The 24,027-nt window shown below is 38.5% G+C and carries 21 protein-coding genes and 1 riboswitch; of the genes, 9 read left to right on the top strand and 12 right to left on the bottom strand.

Annotated features, from left to right (window positions below; genetic code table 11):
• Positions 1 to 24 precede the first annotated feature (24 nt).
• From J5J03_RS19995 to J5J03_RS22305, 6 genes are all read left to right on the top strand, one after another.
• Positions 25 to 867 carry a carbohydrate ABC transporter permease gene (locus J5J03_RS19995; protein ID WP_208592134.1) on the top strand — a complete coding sequence of 281 codons (843 nt, stop codon included), beginning with the start codon at positions 25 to 27 and terminating at the stop codon, positions 865 to 867.
• Positions 868 to 1,036: 169 nt separating this feature from the next.
• Positions 1,037 to 2,416 carry an extracellular solute-binding protein gene (locus tag J5J03_RS20000; protein ID WP_208592135.1) on the top strand — a complete coding sequence of 460 codons (1,380 nt, stop codon included), beginning with the start codon at positions 1,037 to 1,039 and terminating at the stop codon, positions 2,414 to 2,416.
• A 172-nt stretch (positions 2,417 to 2,588) separates the two neighbouring features.
• Positions 2,589 to 3,224: a YesL family protein gene (locus tag J5J03_RS20005; RefSeq protein WP_208592136.1), complete on the top strand. Its 636-nt coding sequence runs from the start codon at positions 2,589 to 2,591 to the stop codon at positions 3,222 to 3,224.
• A complete protein-coding gene (locus J5J03_RS22295) occupies positions 3,221 to 3,478 on the top strand; it encodes a DUF2264 domain-containing protein (protein ID WP_331460533.1) in 258 nt (85 codons plus the stop codon). The genes J5J03_RS20005 and J5J03_RS22295 overlap by 4 nt, the downstream gene beginning before the upstream one ends.
• Positions 3,475 to 4,077 carry a DUF2264 domain-containing protein gene (locus J5J03_RS22300; RefSeq protein ID WP_331460534.1) on the top strand — a complete coding sequence of 201 codons (603 nt, stop codon included), beginning with the start codon at positions 3,475 to 3,477 and terminating at the stop codon, positions 4,075 to 4,077. The genes J5J03_RS22295 and J5J03_RS22300 overlap by 4 nt, the downstream gene beginning before the upstream one ends.
• Positions 4,078 to 4,208: 131 nt before the next feature.
• Positions 4,209 to 4,361, top strand: coding sequence for a DUF2264 domain-containing protein (locus J5J03_RS22305; protein ID WP_331460538.1), 153 nt, complete (start codon positions 4,209 to 4,211; stop codon positions 4,359 to 4,361).
• A 391-nt stretch (positions 4,362 to 4,752) separates the two neighbouring features.
• Here J5J03_RS22305 and cysC read toward each other — a convergent pair whose 3' ends face one another.
• The 12 genes from cysC to J5J03_RS20070 all read right to left on the bottom strand — a co-directional run bounded on the left by cysC (position 4,753) and on the right by J5J03_RS20070 (position 19,780).
• Positions 4,753 to 5,352 (bottom strand): adenylyl-sulfate kinase, encoded by a 600-nt coding sequence (gene cysC / locus J5J03_RS20015; protein ID WP_208592137.1) that lies wholly within the window; start codon positions 5,350 to 5,352, stop codon positions 4,753 to 4,755.
• Positions 5,349 to 6,536 carry a sulfate adenylyltransferase gene (sat, locus tag J5J03_RS20020; protein ID WP_208592138.1) on the bottom strand — a complete coding sequence of 396 codons (1,188 nt, stop codon included), beginning with the start codon at positions 6,534 to 6,536 and terminating at the stop codon, positions 5,349 to 5,351. The genes cysC and sat overlap by 4 nt, the downstream gene beginning before the upstream one ends.
• On the bottom strand, positions 6,536 to 8,248 hold the full coding sequence (gene cysI / locus J5J03_RS20025; RefSeq protein ID WP_208592139.1) for an assimilatory sulfite reductase (NADPH) hemoprotein subunit: 1,713 nt from the start codon (positions 8,246 to 8,248) through the stop codon (positions 6,536 to 6,538). The genes sat and cysI overlap by 1 nt, the downstream gene beginning before the upstream one ends.
• 12 nt (positions 8,249 to 8,260) lie before the next feature.
• A complete protein-coding gene (locus tag J5J03_RS20030) occupies positions 8,261 to 10,060 on the bottom strand; it encodes an assimilatory sulfite reductase (NADPH) flavoprotein subunit (protein ID WP_208592242.1) in 1,800 nt (599 codons plus the stop codon).
• 59 nt (positions 10,061 to 10,119) lie between these two features.
• The gene (locus tag J5J03_RS20035; RefSeq protein WP_208592140.1) at positions 10,120 to 10,848 is read right to left on the bottom strand and encodes a phosphoadenylyl-sulfate reductase; all 729 of its coding nucleotides are present in this window, start codon (positions 10,846 to 10,848) and stop codon (positions 10,120 to 10,122) included.
• Positions 10,849 to 10,918: 70 nt separating this feature from the next.
• A riboswitch (SAM riboswitch) is annotated at positions 10,919 to 11,032 on the bottom strand.
• 120 nt (positions 11,033 to 11,152) lie between these two features.
• On the bottom strand, positions 11,153 to 12,097 hold the full coding sequence (locus J5J03_RS20040) for an aldo/keto reductase family protein (protein WP_208592141.1): 945 nt from the start codon (positions 12,095 to 12,097) through the stop codon (positions 11,153 to 11,155).
• A gap of 284 nt (positions 12,098 to 12,381) precedes the next feature.
• Complete coding sequence (locus J5J03_RS20045; protein WP_208592142.1) at positions 12,382 to 12,735, bottom strand: DUF2200 domain-containing protein; 354 nt, start codon at positions 12,733 to 12,735, stop codon at positions 12,382 to 12,384.
• 180 nt (positions 12,736 to 12,915) lie between these two features.
• Entirely contained in the window at positions 12,916 to 13,530 is a 615-nt protein-coding gene (locus J5J03_RS20050) for a PH domain-containing protein (RefSeq protein ID WP_208592143.1), read from the bottom strand.
• Positions 13,531 to 13,625: 95 nt separating this feature from the next.
• Positions 13,626 to 14,987, bottom strand: a complete 1,362-nt coding sequence (locus J5J03_RS20055) for a sodium/glutamate symporter (protein ID WP_208592144.1) — start codon at positions 14,985 to 14,987, stop codon at positions 13,626 to 13,628.
• Positions 14,984 to 16,180 carry a lysophospholipid acyltransferase family protein gene (locus J5J03_RS20060; protein ID WP_208592145.1) on the bottom strand — a complete coding sequence of 399 codons (1,197 nt, stop codon included), beginning with the start codon at positions 16,178 to 16,180 and terminating at the stop codon, positions 14,984 to 14,986. Before J5J03_RS20060 ends, J5J03_RS20055 begins: the two co-directional genes overlap by 4 nt.
• Before the next feature lie 680 nt (positions 16,181 to 16,860).
• Entirely contained in the window at positions 16,861 to 18,222 is a 1,362-nt protein-coding gene (gene gdhA, locus J5J03_RS20065) for an NADP-specific glutamate dehydrogenase (RefSeq protein ID WP_208592146.1), read from the bottom strand.
• A 280-nt stretch (positions 18,223 to 18,502) separates the two neighbouring features.
• Positions 18,503 to 19,780 carry an MFS transporter gene (locus J5J03_RS20070; RefSeq protein ID WP_208592147.1) on the bottom strand — a complete coding sequence of 426 codons (1,278 nt, stop codon included), beginning with the start codon at positions 19,778 to 19,780 and terminating at the stop codon, positions 18,503 to 18,505.
• A 214-nt stretch (positions 19,781 to 19,994) separates the two neighbouring features.
• Between J5J03_RS20070 and J5J03_RS20075 the strand changes: the two genes are divergently transcribed.
• The 3 genes from J5J03_RS20075 (at position 19,995) to treC (ending at position 24,022) form a co-directional block, all read left to right on the top strand.
• Positions 19,995 to 20,336, top strand: a complete 342-nt coding sequence (locus tag J5J03_RS20075; protein ID WP_208592148.1) for a hypothetical protein — start codon at positions 19,995 to 19,997, stop codon at positions 20,334 to 20,336.
• Between the two features lie 167 nt (positions 20,337 to 20,503).
• Positions 20,504 to 21,946: a PTS system trehalose-specific EIIBC component gene (gene treP, locus J5J03_RS20080; protein ID WP_208592149.1), complete on the top strand. Its 1,443-nt coding sequence runs from the start codon at positions 20,504 to 20,506 to the stop codon at positions 21,944 to 21,946.
• A 396-nt stretch (positions 21,947 to 22,342) separates the two neighbouring features.
• The gene (gene treC / locus J5J03_RS20085; RefSeq protein WP_208592150.1) at positions 22,343 to 24,022 is read left to right on the top strand and encodes an alpha,alpha-phosphotrehalase; all 1,680 of its coding nucleotides are present in this window, start codon (positions 22,343 to 22,345) and stop codon (positions 24,020 to 24,022) included.
• Positions 24,023 to 24,027 lie beyond the last annotated feature (5 nt).

Raw genomic sequence — 24,027 nt, forward strand, 5'->3', positions numbered from 1 at the left:
TGTTTTAGAAGAAGGAGGGGGAGCATGGATCAGAGAATGAGTGAAAGAATATCGAACGTCGTAAAGTTTATTGTCTTGCTGGTGTTTGGGATATTGCTGATGATGCCATTTATTTGGATGGTAAGTGTTGGCTTTGATCGAACAGCTAATATTACGATGCCATTCCCGCCACGACTAATACCGGAAACCATATCAAATTTTAATTATGGGATTGTTTTTGAGAATGGTAGGCTGATTCAATCTTATATTAACTCTGGTATTGTGACGACTTGTTCAGTATTTTTGCAAGTGTCGGCCTCATTATTAGCCGGATATGCCTTTTCAAAAGGTACTTTTAAATATAAACGACTTCTTTTCGTTTTAGTATTGTGTACGCTAATGATCCCAATGGAACCGCGACTCATTCCGCTGTACACGTTGTTTAATAGTGTTGGCTTGTTGAATTCGTTTTGGCCACTCATTTTGCCTACAGTTATTAATGGTATGTTGATCTTTCTTTGTAAACAATTTTTTGATCAATTGCCTGGTACGCTGCGTGAAGCAGCACAAATTGATGGAGCTGGAGAGTTTAGAATATTTTTCACCGTGTATTTACCACTAGCTGGTCCTATTGCAGCAACAATGGTTATTCTTTCTTTTATTTGGAGCTGGAATGATTTCATGTGGCCGTTAGTTGTATTAAATAATCAAGATCTCCATACGGTTCCGTTATATCTCGCAAGCTTCTCTCTAGAAAACGGGACAAGCCTAGGTGGATTAACGATGGCACTTGCTACCGTTAGTATCTTGCCAATTGTTGTATTGTATCTCTTCTTACAAAGGTACATTATTCAAAGTATTGCGTTAAGTGGTGTCAAGGGTGAATGATCTGTTTGGGGAAAGTAAATTTTATCACGGTGCTAATCGTCCGAAAAACCACACTGCAAGGGAGGAATCAATTAAGTGTGGACCACGGCATTAACACTTTGATAAGTTTACTAATTCTCAGTGGGATTCCCCACCGAGGAGAGTTTCATTTTATAAGGGGGTAAAAATGATGGAGAAAGTTAAACGTTTTTGGTTCATGTTATTGCTTATACTAACGGTAGCTATTGTAGGTTGCAGTCCTGATGATACAGCAGGTGACGGGGATGATAGTGAATCAAGCGATGATGTTGTGGAAGGTGATTGGGAAGGTCAAACGATAAATGTGCAATTAATTGGTGACTTTGATATGGAGGACTCCACAGATCCTGTTACAGGAGAAAAGACACAAGGGCTTCAAGTGATTAAAGATGAGTTTGAAAGTCAGCATCCAGGTGCTACCGTTGAATTTACGATAATGCCATGGGAAGGTTATACGGAAAAAACACAGGCAATGCTTACTTCTGGTGAAGCGGATGTCTATCAAATGCCCGGTATTGCTGATTTTGCTGCACAAGGAGTATTAGAACCATTAGAGCCATATATTGAAGAGGACCCAGATTTCAATTTGGATAGATTTATTGATAATCAAGTGGATGGCTGGAAAGCACTTGGACCTGATAGTGATGAATTGGGGATATACGGCTTACCTTTCCTAGGAGATGCTCGTTTTATTGCATATGATAAGCAATTATTTGATGAATGGGGAGTAGAATACCTTTCTAAATATCCTACGATGGAAGAAGTAGCGGAAAAGGCAAAGCAGATGACAGGAACGAACCCTGAAACAGGCGAACAAAACTATGGCATATGGTTTCGTGGTGATTGGTCTTCTGCTTTTACATTAATTAATCTTGCAGAAGGTCAAAATGGCAGCTGGGGGTCTGGTTTTGCTTGGGATGAAATCGAATTTAATTTTGATAGTCCTGAAATGGAATCCGGCTTAGAATGGCTATTAGAGATGCAAGAGTATGCACCTGAAGGATTGGTAAGTGATCAAGGCAGTGAAAAATGGTTAACGCAAGAAAACGATATTGCTATCATGCTAAATCAAGGCCCGGGTGATACGGTTATGCCAGCATATGCCCAAGGACTTGGAGAAAGAATTGGAATTGCCCAAGAATTTAAAAATGATGAAGGTGTAGGTGGTATGTTCGCGGGAAGTCCGATTACAATGGCAAAAGATAGTGATAACAAAGAATTAGCTTGGGAATGGATGAAGTTTGCAACAAGTGAAACGGTACAACAATATGTATTTGAAGAAGCAAATGGAATGCCAGCAATCCAAGCAGCAGAAACGTGGGATAGTTATGCAGAGGTAGAAAACTTAATGGCACCGACCATGGAAGCGATGAGTACACCATGGACGCCTAGGTACCCATGGGCATCGTCACAACCACGTTTTATATTAACCTCTGAAGTTGAAGCTGCTCTAACTGGTGAAAGATCAGCTGAAGAAGCAGTGGAAAAAGCACAAAGAGAGAGCGAAGAATGGTTGGAAAACAGAAATTAAAAGTGTTTTTGATGAAAAAGGGTATGCTCTTTTCGCTAACTTTTGCAAGAGGAGTACACTCCTGCAAAAGTTGCTACCGTTAAAGGAGTCGAAACGGTCGGCCTTCGCTATATTTTTTTCTACAACGAATAAAAGAAAAAGCAAATCAGCTGAAAGAGGGGGTGAACGAAAAATGCATCATGAGGGGCTGTTATACAAGACGATGGTATGGATTTCGCGTCTTGCTTATCTAAATATGTTGTGGCTAATCTTTAGTATGATAGGGTTATTGTTTTTGGGAGTTTTTCCTTCAGTAGTTGCTGCACTAGCTATTGAAAGAAAATGGATTCGTGGTAATCAAGATTTTCCTTTATTCAAACAATTTTGGTCAGAGTTTAAAAATAATTTCATACAAGCAAATGTAATTGGCTACTTTTTCACCTTTCTGGTCATGTTAATATATATTAATATAACACTAGTTCAATCGTTGGACCATTGGCTTCGATTATTACTCTTGTTTTTGTTATTTGGTTTGGTGTTTTTAGTATCCATCATTTTTGTGTATATCTTCCCAACATTTGTGCATTACAAGGCTACATTCTTTGACTATATAACATATGCATTTGTCGTTGCGCTTGTATCCCCTTTAAATACGTTATTAATTTTGATTAATATAGGAGCATTTTTCTTTATTGGTTATTACTTTCCTGGTGTTGTATTTGTGTTTGCAGGAAGCGGATTAACTTTTATTACGATGTGGTTTTCCTATCAATCTTTGAAAAAAATCGAAAATAAAACTTCTTATGATATGAAAGGTGAGTATGAATGACGGATGATCGATCTTATTGGCTCCAAACCATGTTAGAAATTGCGGACCCACTCCTTTTAGCATTGGAAAAAGAACAACTCAAGAAACAAATGCCGGTTGAACGACAAAAAGATACTAACCGTGAGATATATTCGCATTTAGAAGCTTTTGCTCGATTAGTAAATGGAATGGCTCCATGGTTAGAATCGTATGCTGAAAATGAATCAGAGGAGAAACTTAGAAAAGAATATGTCCAACGAGTAAAACTTGCATGAATCATGCAACAAACCCTGAATCTAAAGATTATATGAATTTTTCAGTTGGTGATCAACCCATTGTAGATACAGCCTTCTTAGCTCAAGCAATATTAAGAGCCCCTCAAACTTTATGGTATGAGTTGGACGACAATGTTAAACAGAATGTGATCAACGCATTAAAAGCTACAAGAAGCGGCAAACCTTATTTTTCCAACTGGTTACTATTCTCAGCTATTATTGAGACAGCTTTATATAAGCTGGGTGAGAAAGATTGGGATTCAATGCGTATTGATTATGCCCTTAACCAATTTGAACAATGGAATGTCGGTGATGGCTTGTACAGTGATGGTAGGTCATTTCATGCTGATTATTACAATAGTTATGTCATCCACCCGATGTTATTGGACATCGTAGAAACAATTGGGCATACATACAGTGATTGGTCGGATAAATCTGAAAAGATTCGTACAAGAGCTGTTCAATATGCACGAATTCAAGAGCGAATGATTTCCCCTGAAGGTGCATTTCCATCGATCGGCCGCTCTTTGGCATATCGCTTTGGTGCTTTTCATCATTTAGCGAATCAAAACTGCGACGTGAACTGCCGTCTGAGTTAGCAGCTGGTCAAGTGAGAGCAGCATTAACAGCTGTCATAAAAAGAACGTTATCATCTAATGAAGTGTTTGATAATAGTGGCTAGTTAAAAATTGGATTTACAGGCCATCAGCCAGAAGCAGGAGAGGGGTATATCTCTACAGGAAGCTTGTATTTGTGTGCATTTATATTTTTACCATTGGGATTAAAGGAAAGTGATTCGTTTTGGCGAGAAGATGAGCAGGATTGGACTAGTGAAAAAGCTTGGGCTTCAGAAGGGTTTCCTATATATCGGTCATTGGACTAATTACTTAAAAAGAATGGAGGGAACCCCATTCTTTTTAAATAAGGGAAAGTGTATAACTAATGGAATCACAACTTTTATAAACAAGTAAGTAGGAATAGGTTAGTGGTTTTAACTGCACTGGGGTAATAACCCAAGTTGCCAAGTCTGATATATGTTGTAGAGCAGATATTAGCGAAGGCCGCCCACTTCAACTTCTGTGGGAATCGTTTGACCTGAAGAATCACTTTTTCGAGTGGTTTTTGCTCGGAAAAGTTAGCTGAAGGACAAACCCCATCGGAAAGGGAAGTGGGCTAGCCGGAGTGGTGGTCAAGCTGTTCAAGTATTTCATAAGGAATCGCAGATCTACTTAGCATGTGAGTGATAAGGACTAAGCAGTTTTGCTCAGTCTTTCTTAAATATAACTGCTGATTTCTAAATACTCAATTATCTCAGTTACTGCTTCGTCAACAGATTTATTTTCGGTATCGATTACTAACTCCGGTTGCTCCGGCTCTTCGTAAGGTGCATCGATACCAGTAAACCCTTTGATCTCACCTGAACGAGCTTTTTGATAAAGCCCTTTTGGATCACGAGCTTCACATTTTTCAAGACTACATTTTACATATACTTCGATAAATTCGCCATCAGCTAAAAGCTTTCTGACATTATCACGGTCTTCGCGGTATGGTGAAATAAAAGCGGTAAGTGTGATTATACCAGCATCATTTAATAACTTGGCTACTTCACCAATCCGTCTAATATTTTCTTTGCGATCCTCCGGGCTAAAGCCTAAGTTATTATTTAAACCGTGACGAATATTATCACCATCTAAGCGATAGGATCGAACTCCTTTTTCAAAAAGTGCTTTTTCCAATTCAACTGTTATGGTCGATTTGCCTGAACCTGAAAGTCCGGTGAACCATAATACCGGACTTTGGTGATTGTTTTGCTTGATTCGATCCTGTTTCGATACTGCTGAGTCATGCCATACGATGTTTTTTGCTTGTGTCATTCGTTTGAACCCCTTTGCAATCCTTTGATTAACACTTCAGCAACTTCTGGTCTTGAAAATTGCCGTGGTAGAGACTCCCCGTTGCGAAGTTTTTCTCTTACCTTTGTTCCGCTCAAATGCACATGCTCAGATTTATCATGTGGACAGGTTTTCTGTGTAGCCATGTTCTCACATTTTTTGCAAAAGAAGGCATGCTCGAATTTGAAAATTTGGATACCCAGCTCAGCTTCATATTTCGAAATTAATTCTTGGGCTTCATACGTACCATAATAATCACCAACACCTGCATGGTCACGTCCAACAATGAAATGTGTACAGCCGTAATTTTTACGGACGATAGCATGTAATATCGCCTCTCGTGGTCCCGCATAACGCATGGCAGCCGGATAAATAACAAGTCGGGTGCGGTCTTGTGGATAATAATGTTTCAAGATTATTTGATAGCTTTCCATACGAATATCTGCTGGAATATCATCAGATTTTGTTTCGCCAACCAATGGATTCAGTAATAGGCCATCAACAGATTCTAATGCACTTTTTTGAATGTACTCATGGGCACGGTGGACAGGGTTTCTTGTTTGGAAGCCGACTACCGTTTTCCAACCTAAGTCTTGAAAAAGCTGTCTTGTTTCAGCTGGGTCCAGATAAAAGTCTTTAAATTGATCATGCTTCGGACGATTTAGTAACGTGATAGGTCCAGCTAAATAGACATTACCTTTTTCATAAAGCTTTTTGACACCAGGGTGCGCATCTTCTGTTGTCCCATAAACAGATTCTGCTTCTTTTACTTTGTCATAAGTGTATTTTTCTTCTAGATCCAGTGTTCCGTAAAGAATATCATCCTCACCGTAAAGTGCGATCTTTTCACCAATGTCTAAGTTGTCAGCTTCTGCTTCAGTTACTGCTAATGTGATTGGGATACTCCAAACAGTACCATCAGCTAAGTGTAGGTTTTCGACTACTTCTTGATAGTCTTTTTCGCCGAGGAAACCGGTTAGTGGACTAAATCCGCCAATCGCTATCAATTCCAGGTCTGAAATACTCCATGCGTTGATTGTTATTTTTTTTAATGCTTCTGCTTCTTTTAATAATTGTTCTCGCTCTGCACCTTTTGCTTCACGGTTGATTAAGGTACCACCATGTGCCTTGATTGTTTCTTGTGTTTGTTCTTTAATTGCAACCACTATAAAACTCCTTTCATATCGCGGTGGAAATTCTGCCCGTCAAAAACTTCATCCACATAGCCCTTACGGACAACAAAGTCACCAAAATGTTCTTTATTTGTACGATTTTGCGCAAAGTCTTGAAAGATTTCTTTTAATGTTGCCAGGATTTCTTCTTCGCCAATATTTTCACGGTACAGCTGATTTAAACGGTCGCCAATAAAACTTCCGCCTAAATAGAGGTTGTATTTCCCGGGAGCTTTACCGATAAAGGCAATCTCAGCTAGGGCAGGGCGTGAACAACCATTTGGACATCCTGACATCCGAATCACAATCTCTTCATCCTGTAAGCCTTCTTCAGCTAAAAGGCCTTCGATTTTGTCGATAAGAGAAGGTAAGTAACGCTCAGATTCCGCCATTGCTAGTCCACATGTAGGCATTGCTACACAAGCAATTGAATTTCGACGTAAGCCTGAATATTGTTTCCCATCTCTAATGCCATACATGTCGAGGATTTCGTTGATTTTTTTCTTTTTCGGTGCTGTAGCATTTGCTATGACTAGATTCTGGTTTGGAGTTAAGCGGAAATCACCAGTGTGAATGTTGGCAATTTCGCGTAAAGCCGTCATCAGTTTATAATCATCAGAATCTTTTACTCTCCCATTTTCAACAAAAAGGGTTAGGTGCCATCTGTTACTTCCTTTGATCCAGCCATATCTATCGCCATTGTGGTCGAAATGATATTCTTTTGCTTCTTCTAATTCCCACCCGAGTCTTTCAGCAAGTTCTTGTTTGAACCAATCAAGCCCATAGCGATCGATCGTATATTTAAATCTAGCATTTTTACGGTCTGACCGATTACCATAGTCTCGTTGAATTGTGACGATTTTCTCCGCAACATCCACGACATCTTTTTTTGCGCAGTATCCAGCAATCTTTCCGAGTTGTGGGTAGGTATTGGTATTCCCATGTGTGGATCCCATTCCACCACCGACTACGACGTTAAAACCTTGCACTTGATCGTTTTCAATGATGGCAATTAATCCGATATCTTGTGAAAAGACATCGACATCATTAGAAGGTGGTGCAGCAATACCGATTTTAAATTTCCTTGGCAAATAGGTCTTACCGTAAATCGGTTCTTCTTCCTCTTTGGAATCGATAATTTTTTCTTTATCTAACCATATTTCATGATAAGCACCAGTTTTCGGTGAGAGATGATCGCTGATTTTTTGTGCCCAATCTTGAATTTCCTGATGGACTTCAGATTGATAAGGGTTCGGATTACACATGACGTTACGATTAACATCCCCACATGCAGCAATTGTTGTCATTAATGCTTCATTGATCGTTTTTATGGTGTCTTTTAAATTCCATTTTAATATCCCGTGTAATTGAAAAGCTTGGCGGGTCGTCAGTTTTATCGTATGATCGCCATATTTTTGTGCTAATTCATCAGTTGCAAGCCATTGCTTAGGAGTTGCGACACCACCAGGTATAGCAACGCGAAGCATGAATTGATAAGCAGGCTCTAGCTTTTGTTTGCGTCGTTCATCTCTAATGTCACGGTCGTCCTGTTGGTAGCTTCCATGGAACTTCAACAGTTTTGTATCATCTTCCGATATAGATGCGGTAATCGGATCTTGTAGTCCTTCTTCAATCGTTCCTCTTAAAAAACGGCTTTCTTCTTTCAGCTTTTCCATTGAGTCTAGTTTATTAGGATCGTTTACCATTTTTGTTCCCCCTTAATACACATCACGTTGGTATCTCTTTTCCTGTTTTAATTTATTGATATACTCTTTTGCAGCTTCCTCGCTAAGCTTTCCTTGTTCGCTAATAATCGAGATTAAGGCTTCGTGTACATCCTTTGCCATTCGTTTTTCATCCCCGCATACAAACAGATGTGCACCTGCTTCGATCCATTCGAATAATTCTTTTGCTTTTTCTTGCATGCGATGCTGTACATATACTTTTTGTTCACTATCTCTAGAGAAGGCAACATCCATTTTGGACAGGTAACCTTGTTTTAACCAATTTTGCCAATCTACTTGATACAAAAAGTCCGTACGGAAATGCTGATCACCAAAGAAGAGCCATGTTTTTCCTTTCAGTTCAAGTTCTTCACGTTCCTCGATATAGCCTCTAAATGGTGCTACACCAGTACCAGGTCCAATCATAATCACCGGCGTTTCCTCATCCATTGGGAATTTGAAATTAGGATTTTTATGCACATAAACATTGAGTTGATCACCTGGTTTAATCCTGTCAGCGATTTCCCCTGTGCATACACCACATCGGTCACGTCCATGTGTATGATACCTGACAGTTGCCAAAGTTAAATGCACCTCATCAGGATTTGCTTGATAACTACTAGCGATCGAGTATTGTCTTGCAGGAATCTTTCTTAAAAAGTGCATAATCGATGTTGGATCCAGTTGTTTTGGTGGATAGTCAATAATCAAGTCTAATAAATCACGACCATCAATATAGGCTTTTACCTTCTCGGGATCTTTGACTAATTCTTGAAGATGTTCATGATTAAAATAAGTGCTAGCTTTTTCCAATAACCCTTTCGTAATTCTCGTAATCTCAAAAATAGAGGTTAGAGCTTCCTGAACGGAGCGAATTTCCCCTTGTTTATTAATGGGTATCGTTTGTTCTGCATTCCATTTAAGCTCTTCAATAATCGCTTGAACCAGAGCAGGATCATTCTTCGGATAAATTGCTAAACAATCTCCAGGTTCATAACTGAGGTTAGAGCCTTCCAATGAAATTTCAATGTGTCTTGTTTCTTTATTTGATCCTTTACCACTAAGAACAATGTTATCTAATACTTCAGCAGAATAAGGGTTGTTCTTCGAATAAATTGGTTGTTCTGCAGGAGTTGGTTGAGTGTCGACGGTTTGTGTGTTGTTTCCGGCATCTTTTTTCAGAATACCGATTACTTCTGAAATCCATTCGTCAGCAGGTTCTTCGTAATCGACATCACAGTCAACACGTGGATGAATTCTAGTTGCCCCCAATTCTTCTAATCGTTTATCAAAATCTTTACCAGTCTGACAGAAATGTTCATAGGATTCATCACCAAGTGACAAAACAGAGAAGTTAACATCCTCTAGCTTAGGAGCTTTACGACTGTGTAAAAACTCGTGGAATTGAATAGCGTTGTCAGGTGGGTCTCCTTCCCCATGAGTTGCCGTAATAATGAATAAATCTTCTGCTTCTTTTAGTTTCTTCGGTTTAAAGTCATCCATGGCAGAAACTGTTACGTCTCTTTGCATATCCTTTAGCTGTTTGGATAGCTGTTCTGCTAGTTCTTGACTGTTACCGGTTTCCGATCCGTATAAAATGGTGACGGTTCGGGTTTTAACCTGTGTAGGAGCAGGCTGTTCAACCGGTGTAACACTTTGTGATGAATGAGATTGAGAAGCAGCCAAATATCCAGAGAGCCAATTTTTCTGTGCGTCTGTCAGTGTTGGTAGAATTTGATTCAATATTTCCGTCTGCTTTTCATCAAACGGACTGTTTACTACTTGTAATGTCAACATTTTCACCTCTTTTAATTAATCCGATAGATTTACTTATGTTTGGCTATAAAAAATAATCACTTTGTTGATTGTGGAGTAGCATGTAGTCCACATTCAGTTTTTTGAAAGTTGGCCCATCGTCCTGAACGTTCGTCATCAACATCCGTAACTTGTGTAGTACACGGTATACAACCAATGCTAGGATAATTTTGATCATGTAGCTTGTTATAAGGTAATTGATGGTGCTCAATATATTCCCACACATCATCCCAGGACCAATAAATTAATGGACAAATTTTAATGGACTGGAAACGGTCATCCTTGTTAATAAAGTTGGTATTGGCTCTTGTTGGAGATTGTGACCTTCTTAATCCTGAAATCCAAGCGGTTGCTCCACTCAGTGCGTCTTCTAATGGTTTAACTTTTCTAATGTAACAACATTGATCAGGATTTCTGCTCCACAACGCTGATCCATACTGTTCTCGTTGTTCATCAACAGTGAGAGAGGGCTTCTGCATTACGATATCTAATGACGGATAACGTTCTTTGACCTCATCAATCAGGTCATATGTTTCTTGGAAATGCAAGCCAGTGTCTAAAAATACTAATCTAGCATCTGGTTGGACAGTTGCAATCATGTCAATTAAAACCATACTTTCTGCTCCAAAACTACAGGCATAGACTAAAGAATTGCCATACGTTTGATAAGCCCATTCAAGGATCTTTAGAGCTCCTTTGGTAGGATCTTGTTGGTCGGGAGTCTCATTGTTCAACGGGCTGTCATAAAAATTTTCATAAGTCAGCATATGTTGCTTCCTCCTCATTAAAAAACCTTCTTATCGTTTGATAAGAAGGTAAGCAATGTGTAATCATTCCTTCTTATCTTTCGGGTTCAGTTTATGCTGTCCCGCAGGATTTGGCACAGTGTTATCTTTCTAACCTGTTGCCGAGGTTTCATAGGGCCTGCCCCTCCACCTCTCTGGATAAGAATTCCATTTATTGTCCGTTTAATTACATAGTATACATTATTAACGAAAAAGTCAATGAATCTATTGTAAAAAATGTAAAAAATAATACCAAGTAACTAGGGATTACTTGGTATAGGTACAATTACAGATGTAATATATCCTCTACCTTAGCAATTGTCTCTTGGGAGAGTTTAACACCGGAAGCTTTGGCGTTTTCTTCAATTTGTTCTGGTTTACTTGCACCGATAAGCGCACTAGATACGTTGTCTTGACGCAAGATCCAGGCAATCGCTAATTGAGCTAATGACAAATTTTCGTTCGCTGCGATCCCTTTTAATGCTTCCACCCGTTCCAAATTCTTCTCTGTTAATACTCGAGATAAATCTAAATTTTTTTGAGCAGCGCGACTATCTTCGGGAATTGCTTCTCCTTTTTTATATTTCCCTGTTAATACACCTTGGGCGAGAGGAGAGAAGACAACCTGGCCAATGCCGTGCTTTTCACTTACAGGAATGACTTCATCTTCAATATAACGCTGAAGCATACTATAGTTTGGTTGGTTAACAACAATGCGGTCTAACAATTTTTGGTCTGCAAGATGAACAGCCTCCGTCATTTGTTCAGCAGTCCATTCACTGACACCAATGTATAACACTTTTCCTTGGCGTACAAGATCATCCAATGCGCGTAACGTTTCTTCTAGTGGTGTATCGGCGTGATAACGGTGACAGTAATAAATATCGACATAATCAAGTCCTAACCGCTGCAAGCTGGCATCACATTGCTCCATAATATGCTTTCGAGAAAGACCTTGATCATTGGGTCCATCTCCCATTTTGCCAAATACTTTTGTAGCAAGGACATAGGAGCTACGTGGATATTTTCTTAAAGCTTTTCCTACAATTTTCTCTGCTTCTCCACGCATGTAAACATTGGCTGTATCAAAAAAGTTAATCCCGAGGTCGTAGGCTTTATCAATGGAAGCCTCAGCATTCTTTTCCTCGACATAGCCTCCATATGTAAGCCAGCTGCCTAAACTGATTTCGCTTACTTTCAGACCGGTTTTACCTAACGGACGATATTGCATGAAATATGACCTCCTGTTATTAAGCGTTTACAATATTATAATGGAATGAGAGAAGAGAAGCGAATAATCTGTTTAAGATGACATTAGTGGCGTGTGCCGACGAAGCTCCATATACTTCTTCCGTCTGACCGGATAATATTAGGTTTGTTCCCTTTATCGAACCTGTAAAATTGAAACTGAGATAGAAGTATTTAGTTTTAGTTTGTAACAAAAAGCCTCTCTTTCTTGGATAAACGATTATATCCAAGAAAGACCGGTACTGGATCCATTTATTCAGTATATTATTAAGGTTTCCGCAAAATTTTCTCCATTGCTTTTCCTTTTGCTAATTCATCGATCAGCTTATCCAGATAGCGAATTTCCTGCATCGTTGGTTCTTCGATGTCTTCCACTCGGACACCGCAGACCACACCTTGGATCAAAGCCCGTGAAGGGTTCAATTGGGGAGCCTCCGCAAAGAAGGTCTCAAAGTCTGTTTGTTTTTCCAGGTGTGCTTCTAACTCTTCCTGTCTATATCCTGTCAACCAACGGATAATTTCATTGACTTCTGTTTTCGTACGTCCTTTTTTCTCTGCCTTCGTAACATAATGGGGATAGACACTTGCGAAACTCATTGTATAGATCTTATGTTTGGCCATGATACACACCCTTTGTTTTATGTTTTTCTTTAGTTTATCACGGAAAATAGTCGGACAAAACCTAACGCAGTGGATTATTACCGCTAAGTCAGTTACTCATTGTTCCGCTGTACTAAATTGCTTGAAAATAGTAAATAAACCGCATAAATTCAATCAAATTTCAAGCGTGCGATCCTTATTCTAATTCTGAATATATTTATCAAAAATATCTCCAAAGTCTTTTCTAGTGTTTTCATTATAGGTGGAATTAAACCAGTCAAAGGAGAATTTAGTTGCTTTTTCAAATTCACTGGAAACATTGCCGTCATGGAATCGATTATCGGTAAACAAAGACTGGGAAGTTTGCAAGCTATCTTTGGCAAATTCTTTTATTCTGTCATTTTCCTCTTGAATTTGTGAAATGGTTACTAACGATTTATATAAGTCTGCAATAGCTTCTCCTTCTTTTTTATCAATATCAACAGAAATCGGCTGGCCTCCAAGCGAAAATTTGATTTCAAGGTCTAAGTCAATCGTACCAGCTGTTTCAACGGAAACATTTTTAATGGGGTAAAGATAATAGTCATACCGAAAAATATTGCGCTTACTACTAGTCGCTTTTTCCCCATCAAGATGAATTAAGGCACGATTGGTGAAGCAGTATTCATCTGACTTGGACTTTATCAAAAAGTGAATCCGCTCACCCTCTTCGTGTAATACATAATCATCAGACTCGGTCTTGTCAAAGTCTTCTGGGGCGATGATCTTTCCTATGTCACTTAAACCTAATGCATCACTAGCAATTTTTTTAAACATGAAATTCTACCTCCTAATATGCTTATTTTCCTTATTATACCTCATCAACAACTACACTAGCACTTTATTTGTCACCTTAGTACTGTTATGAATGTCTAGTTGCTTTTTCTCACACGCCATAACAATCCAGTTAATAATGCAGCGAAATAAAATACTAATGCAATCATCGTGTAAAGGTACATAATCGGTTGATCTTGAACATAACCGACAACCGGTATATTTAAAATCAACAATAAAGGAAAGCCAAATAACAATGCAGTTCCACTACCCATTACAAGATTATCGGTCGTATTGGATTGGAATTTCGGGTCTACTGCTTTGACCAATGCCATGCCAGTTGAGATTGTTCCTGTCTGCATCCCGTAAAAACCTAAGATGTTTGGTAATGCATCAGCTGGAAATACTTTTGGAATAATCCATACAAAGAAAAGAATCGTCACCAGACCGCCGGCGGTTGTGATTAGTAATACCGGAATGAAGTAATCTTGTAAAGTATATATCGAAATGGCGGTAATAGCAGCAGCAATCATATAATCGAATGAGAATCCGGTGATCCGCTGTAACAAGTAATTATTCGGTATATGTTCGAGTTTAATGCTCTTACCCTTGAGTTTATTTAAAATTATTCGAAATAGTACGGCATACAAGCTGCCAATAATAAAATGAAAACCAATCAACAGTTGCCCTAATGTTTCACCAAAAGCGCCAATTGGTTGAAGTAAGTCGTTAAGACCATAAATAGTAAGATACGTTATAAAATAAATAGTACCTATTAAAGCGATCTGGAACGTCAATTTATCTATAGTATCTCCTGATGGAATTTCATCTGGCTCGATATCCTCTATTAATTTAGTATTTTCCTTTACTGGCTTGTCCTTGGATTGAAAGGAAAATCTTTTTGCTAATAGATTCATCATGATAATTCCAATTACAGTAGCCCAAATGAAACCAATTCCAGCAATTGACAGGCCGAGATTACCGCCACCCGTAACCCCTAATTCTTCCCATTGGGTACCGATTGAATATGCCTGGCCAGGACCTTGTCCAAAACCAAGTGGCAGCAGGAGACCGATACCTGGAAAAAAGTCTGGGAAAAATATTCGGACTAGAAATAAAAAGATGCCGAAACCAACAATGCCTTGAATCACATAGCCGGCAACAATTAACATCCCAGCATTCATAATGGCAGGGCTGTTTTCTGTGTTCCGTTCTTTAAGTGAGATAGCAATAAATCCTATCGCCATGAAGTGATAGACAAGGTTACCCAACATATCTTGATCAAAAGGAATAATGCCTAAAAATTCCGTACCTAGCAGTAATCCGAGAAAGCCAGCAATCATCGAAGTAGGAATAATTAGCTTGCTTAGAAATGGAATTCGTGTTTTTAGTACAGTGGCTAGAGCTAAAATAATCGATAAGAAAATAAAATCCATTACAAAATTCCAAGTATCTGTCATGATGATTGTTCCTTTATAGCTAGTCTTGCTTTTAAGTGTTGAATCAATTGTATCCACATATAGGCAGATGCTCTTGAATTGGTGAAAGTGATCCGAAAAAGTGTGTCGCTGACAAAGAAATCTAGTTTATGATGAAAAAGAATGTTTAGCCCTTCCATATCTTCAAAAGAGAAGGACTTTAAATTACCATCAGTCGAGTATATATGGATGTGTTCCTTGTCTAATCGGATCGTTCCCTTCATTAATTTTCTGAGAGGCTGTTGTTCAATAGATTGATAGAATTCGACCTGCTCCTGGATTGCAGTCAGGGTATCTGTAGTCAGAGACAATTGATCAAGGTGTTGTTGTTGCCACTGTTTCCATTTAAAAGGTGTATCAAAATAAAGGGTATCGCCAGAATGAAAATATCCATGTTCCGTCAATTGAACTTGGTAGTCACAGTTATGACACTGAAATTTATCATGATAAGACCACATATTGCCAATTGTGTGGCATGACGGGCAGGTATAAAGTAACCTCTCTAAATAATGAGCAATATGTTTACTGTGATAGCTATAGCCTTTTTCCCTTTGCCAGTCCATTTCATCGTGAAATAACGATTCGGTAAGCTGGTCATGGATAGTGGAGACAGGTAAGTTTACTACATCCACGCCATCCCAGATTTTGTTGAAACTGAGTTCGATTATACCTTTTCTGTCGCCGTGCCCCCACCTTGGGTGTGTTAAATAACCTCCTTTTATTTGTACTGCAACAACAGGAATTTTTAGTAGCTTTACTAATTTGGCAGTGGAATAAATGATTGGCTCTGTTACACCATCCCAGTTGCGTCCTCCTTCAGGAAACAAACCAATGACACGGTTGTGTTTCTTAGCCTTTAAGACATTACGGATAGTACTTGTATCATTTTTGAATTTTGTTTTGCGAATAGCACCGGTATAATTTAATATTTTTTTTAGTAAAGGGTTGCGAAATAATGGTTCACCAGCAACAAAAGCGATAGGTTCATCGACAAATAGATTGATATATAAAGGATCCCAATTGTTCACATGATTGCTGACAATTAAATAAGGAGGCTTTAAATCTTTTGTGTCATTCTGTGTCACTTGGAACTTAGTAATTCTATGTAAATGGAGTCGAATAGCTGATAGTAATAGACGTTTCACCCATTTGTTAGGTTTTTTCTCTATGCTCATTTTACTACCTCTCTCTGTTCTTTCATTAGTAACACACCATTATTATACTATTATTCGGAGTGTGAAGTGAATATACGAGTGAAGGAATATCGAGATGAAGGGGAACGTCTTTTAAAATTTGGAAAGAAAGTATAAAATTAGCGCAATGACCGTGTTAAACGAAGTAGTTATGTTGCCATGTTTGATGTGTATTTGCAACGTTCCGACTAATTACTTCGCTTTCACCCAAAGGGCATAAGTCAACATCTGCTAAAAGCAAGCTTTCGCAGTGTATCCTATACCGCGGGCACGGCCTCAACTAACTTTGCAAAGTGGATTTTCAGCTCGGGCTATTCCTGCAGGAGTCTCCGTAATTAGTCTCCGCTATGAGGAGGTGCAACAACTCTTGTCATAAGTAATAGATTGAATTTTTACAATGGGTTGAAAAGATGCTATTTTGTGAGTAGAAACAACCGTGTTATTTCATGCTAGCGTGGTAGAGCATGATAATAGTGGCAGCCAGAGTGGTGGTTAAGTTGTTCAAGTATTTTACAATGGATGCTAGAGAAATGATAAATCTTTAGCTTTTAGTCATAAGAACTAAGAGGTTTTTAGCTCAGTTTTTCTTAAAAAGTATACACTTGTTCCGTTTGGACAAGTGTATACTTCAAAACAGTTATTATATTATCAATTAGAATAATTTAGATAACACCTTGTGCGACCATAGCATCGGCAACTTTAATGAAACCGGCAATATTGGCTCCGACAACAAGGTTACCAGGCTGACCATATTCTTCTGCAGCTTCTATACTGTTTTTATAAATGTTAGCCATGATTTCCTGCAGTTTTTCATCAACTTCTTCAAATTTCCAAGAAAGACGTGCACTGTTTTGTGCCATTTCTAATGCAGACACGGCAACTCCACCAGCATTTGCTGCTTTTGCAGGACCAAATAGTACATTATTTTCTAAAAATACATCGATTGCTTTTAGTGTGGAAGGCATGTTCGCACCTTCACCAACAGCTTTTACACCGTTAGATAGCAGTGTTTTCGCAGATTCTTCATTTAATTCGTTTTGTGTTGCACATGGAAGAGCGATGTCACAAGGAATGTTCCAGATGCCTTCAAAGCCAGCAGTATACTCTGCTTCAGGATGTTCATTGACATATTCTTTAATACGTTTTCTTTCTACTTCTTTTAGACGTTTTACTGTTGCCAAATTAATTCCGTTCTTGTCATATATATAACCACTGGAATCACTACACGCAACTACTTTAGCACCAAGTTCAGTTGCTTTTTCAATAGCATAAGTAGAAACATTACCAGAACCAGAAACAACGACTGTTTTACCTTCGAAGCTGTCGCCTTTGTCTTTTAACATTTCTTGTACGAAGTAAACTGTTCCATAACCAGTCGCTTCCGTACGTGCCAAGCTTCCACCGAAATTAAGACCTTTACCAGTTAGTACCCCAGCTTCATAGCCACCGCGCATTTTTTTGTATTGACCGAATAAGTACCCAACTTCACGTGCGCCTACACCGATATCCCCAGCAGGAACATCAACATCTGGACCGATGTGTTTAGACAGTTCGCTCATGAAGCTTTGGCAGAAACGCATAATTTCGCCGTCAGATTTACCTTTTGGATCAAAATCAGACCCACCTTTACCACCGCCGATTGGCTGTCCGGTTAAAGAGTTTTTAAAAATCTGTTCAAACCCTAAAAATTTAATAATACTAGCGTTTACAGATGGGTGGAAGCGAAGACCGCCTTTGTATGGTCCGATTGCACTATTAAATTGTACACGGAAACCACGGTTAACTTGTACTTTCCCCTCGTCATCAACCCATGGTACACGGAAAGATATAATTCTTTCAGGTTCAACGATTCTTTCCAAAATATTATGCTCCATGTATACGGGTTGTTTTTCGAATACTGGAACTAAAGAATCAAATATTTCCTTTACTGCTTGATGGAACTCATTTTCGTTTGGATTACGTTTTTTGACCGTTTCGAACACGTCATCCACGTAATTTTGAGCAACTTGGTTTGCGTTTGTCATATCTTATTTGTTCTCTCCTTACTTTTTTATTTTGACCACGGCGAACCGTCCGCGGGCCTTGCATTTGTGGGGATCACGGACGGTAGCACCCTGATAAGTTTTGCTACCCACCAGTGGAAGCCACTGATGGAAGTCTTACTTTATATAGTAAGCATAAGCGTGACACCAATTTTTGTTCTATCTGTTTTATTTTGTCTAATTATTTTGAAAATAACTCGTTAATTAAGAGTGTATTATATCAATTTGGTCTAAACAATGCTCAGGTGAGATACAATTGATATCATTTTGAGATAGGTTGTGTTGGTGTCGATAATTTTTTGTCGGAGGGAACAAAGTAAAGAATAATCATACCGATTACAAATAAAACAATAAGACTCAAAATACCTGCGTTCGAATGACCAGTAATTTGTGCAGTGACACCTAAAAGTAGAGGGCCGGTAATCGAAGCAAATTTACCAAAAATATTATAAAAACCAAAAAATTCATTGGCATTATTTTTAGGAATCAGTTTAGCGAAGTAGGAGCGACTTAATGCTTGAATTCCCCCTTGTGAAGAAGCGACAAGCATGGCAAGAATCCAAAAGTCAATTGCTGTTTCTAGAAAATAACCATAAATACAAACGATAATATAAACAACAATACCAACATTTAACATGGATTTGGCAGAGAATCGATTTGCTAATCTACCATATATAATAGAAAGAGGAGCGGCAACTACTTGTGTGACAAGTAAAACTACTAGTAGAACAGTTGAGCTAAGACCGACATCTGTCCCGTAGGCTGTAGACATGGAAATAATGGTACCTACCCCGTCGATGTAGAAAAAATAAGCAATTAAAAAAATAGTTAAGTATTTATATTCTTTTACGTGTTTGATTGTTTGAAATAATCTTTTGAAGCTTTGGCGAATTGGTTGAGAATCGCGCTCTACGAAATGTATCTGTTTCACATTTCTCATCATAGGAATAGCAAAAGTAGCCCACCATAAACAAGTAATAAGAAACGCTATTTTACTTGCTGTAGTGCTACTGATAGGTAGTATACCCTGTTGAGCTAATAATATAATGGCAATACTTATGACAAAAGGAATAGCACTACCGATATAACCAAGTCCAAATCCACGGGCAGATACTTGATTCATTCGGTTATCATCGGTGACATCCACAAGGAAACCATCATAAAACACATTAGCTCCGGTAGAACCGAGTGACGCTAAAGTAAAGACAATCAGTAAAAGTAACCATTGGCCTTCTGGCACGAAAATAAGTGCGGAAGTCGAAAAAATACCCACCCCCATAAAGCTTAAAAAGAATTTCTTTTTCAATCCTTTGTAATCCGCTATTGTTCCCAGAATTGGTCCAATCATAGCCAATATAAATGTAAACACAGAAATGGTGTAACCTAGATATGCTGTAGAATCTGCTCCGGAAATACCTGCATCGGTTGCTTGTGCTTTGTAATAAATAGGAAAAATAGCCGTGGTAATGATAACGGAAAATGCGGAGCTTCCCCAATCGTAAAACATCCAACTATTCTCTTGCTTTGTGAATTTTTTCATAACCTCACCCATCCTTTTCCTTTGTAACGGACGCTAATTTGCTGATTACTAACCATCAGTGGGGTTTTAGTCCGCTGATGGAGGTCTCACTTTATTTTACTAGATTCTACAAAGAAAGACACATAAATACTGGTCAAAATTTACAGAAGTTTAATATTGATGAAAACGGGAACATTAAGAACAACCATATATTAAAAACGAAAGGATGATGATCATGTATAAAACAATTCAAGCTTTTTTTAAGACGGAAGATGACGCGGAAACCGTAAGAGCCGAGCTCAATAAATTGAAAACAAATGATATTATAGTCGACCGATTACAAGATCAAGGTCAAACTATATTGCTAGCTCCGATAACTTTCTCGGGTAACTATTCTACAGGGATGGGAGCTGGTGGAAGCATCGTACCTGGATTTATAGCGGAAGAGGGAGACGGAGATGATACTCCTAGAGAACATACGATTGAATGTGAAGTATCGGAAGATGATTACCCCGAAGCATTAAAAATAATTATGGAAAATGATGGACACGTGGATAAAAATACATTTGAAGGATAAGATAAGCAAAGAGGCTAACTATTGACTTTATATAGTTAGTCTCTCTTTCTATTTAGTTTCGGATGCAATTTAACAAATCTTTTCGTTGACAATCTTGTATATACAAGTTAAGATGAAAACGTAATCACTTGTATATACAAGAATATTTTCATCAAGGAGGAAGAACAGTGAGCAAGTTTACAGATCCTGCAAAAGAATTGTTGGATAAAATCGGTGGTAGTGAAAATATCTCCGTTGTTACACATTGTGCGACGAGAATGCGTTTTGTATTAATTGACCCAAGCAAAGCAGATGTGGATGCAATAGAGGATGTTGATATAGTGAAAGGAACATTTACACAGGCAGGTCAATTTCAAGTTATTGTAGGGAATGAAGTAGCTTCTTTTTATAATGAGTTTACCAAAATAGCGGGAGTAGGGGATACTTCCAAAGAAGATGCAAAAGAAGCTGCCAAGCAAAATATGAATATTATCCAACGTTTAGTAGCGCATTTAGCTGATATCTTTACACCTATTATCCCTGCATTAGTTGTTGGTGGTCTTATTTTAGGTTTTCGTAATGTTATCGGGGATATTGAAATGGTTAACAACGGTACACAGACGTTGGCAGAAACTTCTCAGTTTTGGACTGGTTTATATGACTTCTTATGGTTAATTGGGGAAGCGATATTCCACTTCTTACCGGTCGCCATCACTTGGTCTATTTCGAGAAAAATGGGTACAACCCAAGTACTAGGTATTGTTTTAGGTATTACGCTAGTTTCTCCGCAACTGTTAAATGCCTATGGAGTCGCTGGTGCCGAAGAGATTCCGGTATGGGACTTCGGTTTTGCGCAGATTGATATGATTGGTTATCAAGCACAAGTTATTCCGGCCATTTTAGCTGGATTCGTATTAGCGTATTTAGAGATCTGGTTGCGTAAAGTAATTCCGCAAGTAGTTTCAATGATTTTTGTACCATTCTTTGCATTAATACCGGCTGTTTTAGTAGCCCATGTTGTATTAGGACCAATCGGATGGGAAATTGGTTCATGGATCTCCAATATTGTATATAACGGTTTAACTTCAGCATTTGGTTGGTTGTTTGCTGCTGTATTTGGTTTTGCGTATGCACCATTAGTTATCACAGGTTTACATCATATGACGAATGCGATTGATTTACAGTTGATGAGTGAATTTGACGGAACGAACCTTTGGCCAATGATTGCATTATCAAATATCGCACAAGGTTCAGCGGTTGTTGCCATGATCTACTTGAACCGTAAAGACAAAAAAGAACAACAAGTATCGGTTCCAGCAGCAATCTCCTGTTATTTAGGTGTAACCGAACCAGCTTTATTTGGTATTAATTTACGTTATTTATTCCCGTTTATTGCAGGTATGACGGGTTCTGCAATTGCAGCAGTCGTATCAGTCGGGTCTGGTGTTATGGCGAATTCCATCGGTGTAGGTGGTATACCAGGAATTTTATCGATTCAAGTACCACATATGCTCATGTTTACCGTAGCGATGCTGATCGCGATTGTTGTGCCATTTATCCTAACTGTTATTCTAGCAAGAACTAAAATGGGTAAAGACGCATATGATCGCCTAGGAAAAACAAGATCATAATAAAAGAGTGAACATAAAACATAAACTGCGAAATAGCGTGGACTTCCAAGTAAATCTGGGCTGTGCGCGGACATTTGTTCCGCTATTTGTGACAAAAGTTCCGTTTTTAGGGTGGTCACGGACATCTATTCCGCTATTTATCATAAATAGTACTAATTGAAGTCAAAATGAACCAAATAAAGGATTCAATGTCCGCAAACATCGAAAAGCAGGTGATTTTCAATCAAATAACGCACTAAATGTCCGCTCAATAAATGTCAGTACCCAGTTGAATTTTCACAACTTCGCAGTTTATATCTACTTCGCATCAGGATTGGTCGCGATCTGTATTCATATTCGGAAATCAGGAGCTGATACAATAAAAATTTCATCACAGATCAACAGGAGGGTAAATGTATGGACGAGAAATGGTGGCAAAAATCTGTTGTCTATCAGATATATCCGAAAAGCTTCAATGATACTACGGGCAACGGTGTTGGAGATATCCCAGGTATTATTGAAAAATTAGATTACTTGAAAAAGTTAGGGGTCGATGTACTCTGGTTGACACCTATTTATGCATCACCACAAAAGGATAATGGATACGACATATCTGACTACTATTCCATTCACCCTGAATATGGCACAATGGAGGACTTCGAAAAATTATTAGATGAAGCACACCATCGTGACATCAAAATTATTATGGATATTGTTGTAAACCATACCTCAACGGAACACCAATGGTTCAAAGAAGCTAGTCGATCCAAGGATAATCGGTATCGAGATTATTACATTTGGAAAGAAGGAGAAGCTGGTAACCCACCAACCAATTGGCAATCAAAGTTCGGCGGTTCTGCCTGGCAATATGACGAAAAAACTAGCGAATATTATTTACATCTATTTGACGTTACGCAAGCAGACTTAAATTGGGAAAATGAAGCGGTACGGGACGATGTTTATCAAATGATGAATTTTTGGCTAGATAAGGGAGTGGATGGATTTCGCTTAGATGTTATAAACCTTATTTCCAAAGATCAACGCTTCCCTGATGATGATGGCAGTGTAACACCAGGAGACGGAAGAAAGTTTTATACGGATGGACCGAGAGTGCATGAGTTTTTACACGAAATGAATCAACAAGTATTTAAGAACCGTGAAACGATGACTGTTGGTGAAATGTCATCAACAACAATGGATGATTGTATTCAATATTCTAATCCCAAAAGTGAAGAGTTAGATATGACTTTTAATTTCCACCATTTAAAAGTCGATTATCCTAATGGTGAGAAATGGACTAAAGGACCGTTTGATTTCCTAGAGTTAAAACAAATCCTGTCCAAATGGCAGATAGGAATGCAGCAAGGTGGAGGTTGGAACGCATTGTTCTGGTGTAATCATGATCAGCCAAGGATAGTGTCGCGATTTGGGGATGATAAACACTATCACAAAGAATCGGCAAAAATGTTAGCAACAACCATTCATTTAATGCAAGGGACACCATATATTTATCAAGGGGAAGAGTTTGGTATGACAAATCCCGGATTTGAAAGCATCGATCAATACCGTGATGTGGAATCCATAAATATGTATAACATCAAAAAAGAAGAAGGTATGCCAGAAGAAGAGATTATGGCAATTTTAAAAGAAAAATCACGTGACAATTCTCGTACACCTGTACAATGGAATGCCAAGGAGTATGCAGGATTTACAGATGCGGAACCATGGATAGGTCTCCCAGGTAATTTTACGACTATTAATGCTGAACAGGCTATTGCGGATAAAGAGTCTGTTTTTTATCATTACCAACGATTAATTCAAATGAGAAAAGAATATCAGGTCATAACGGATGGAAGTTATCAACTGATTTTACCAGATGATCTTGCCATTTTTGCTTATTTACGAGAAAATGATCAAGAAAGCATGTTAGTAATAAACAACTTTTATGCTGAGGAAGTGACGTTAGATTTACCAAGAGAAGTGAAAGAACGATTTGAAAGAGGAGAGGTTATTCTTTCTAATTATCAGCAGCTGCCAACTCAATTGGAGAACGCCACGTTGCGTCCTTATGAATCATTTGTTTTCTATATTAAGTAATAGAT

Origin of the sequence: Gracilibacillus suaedae (genome assembly GCF_017599345.1) — a bacterium.
Lineage (GTDB): Bacteria > Bacillota > Bacilli > Bacillales > Amphibacillaceae > Gracilibacillus > Gracilibacillus suaedae.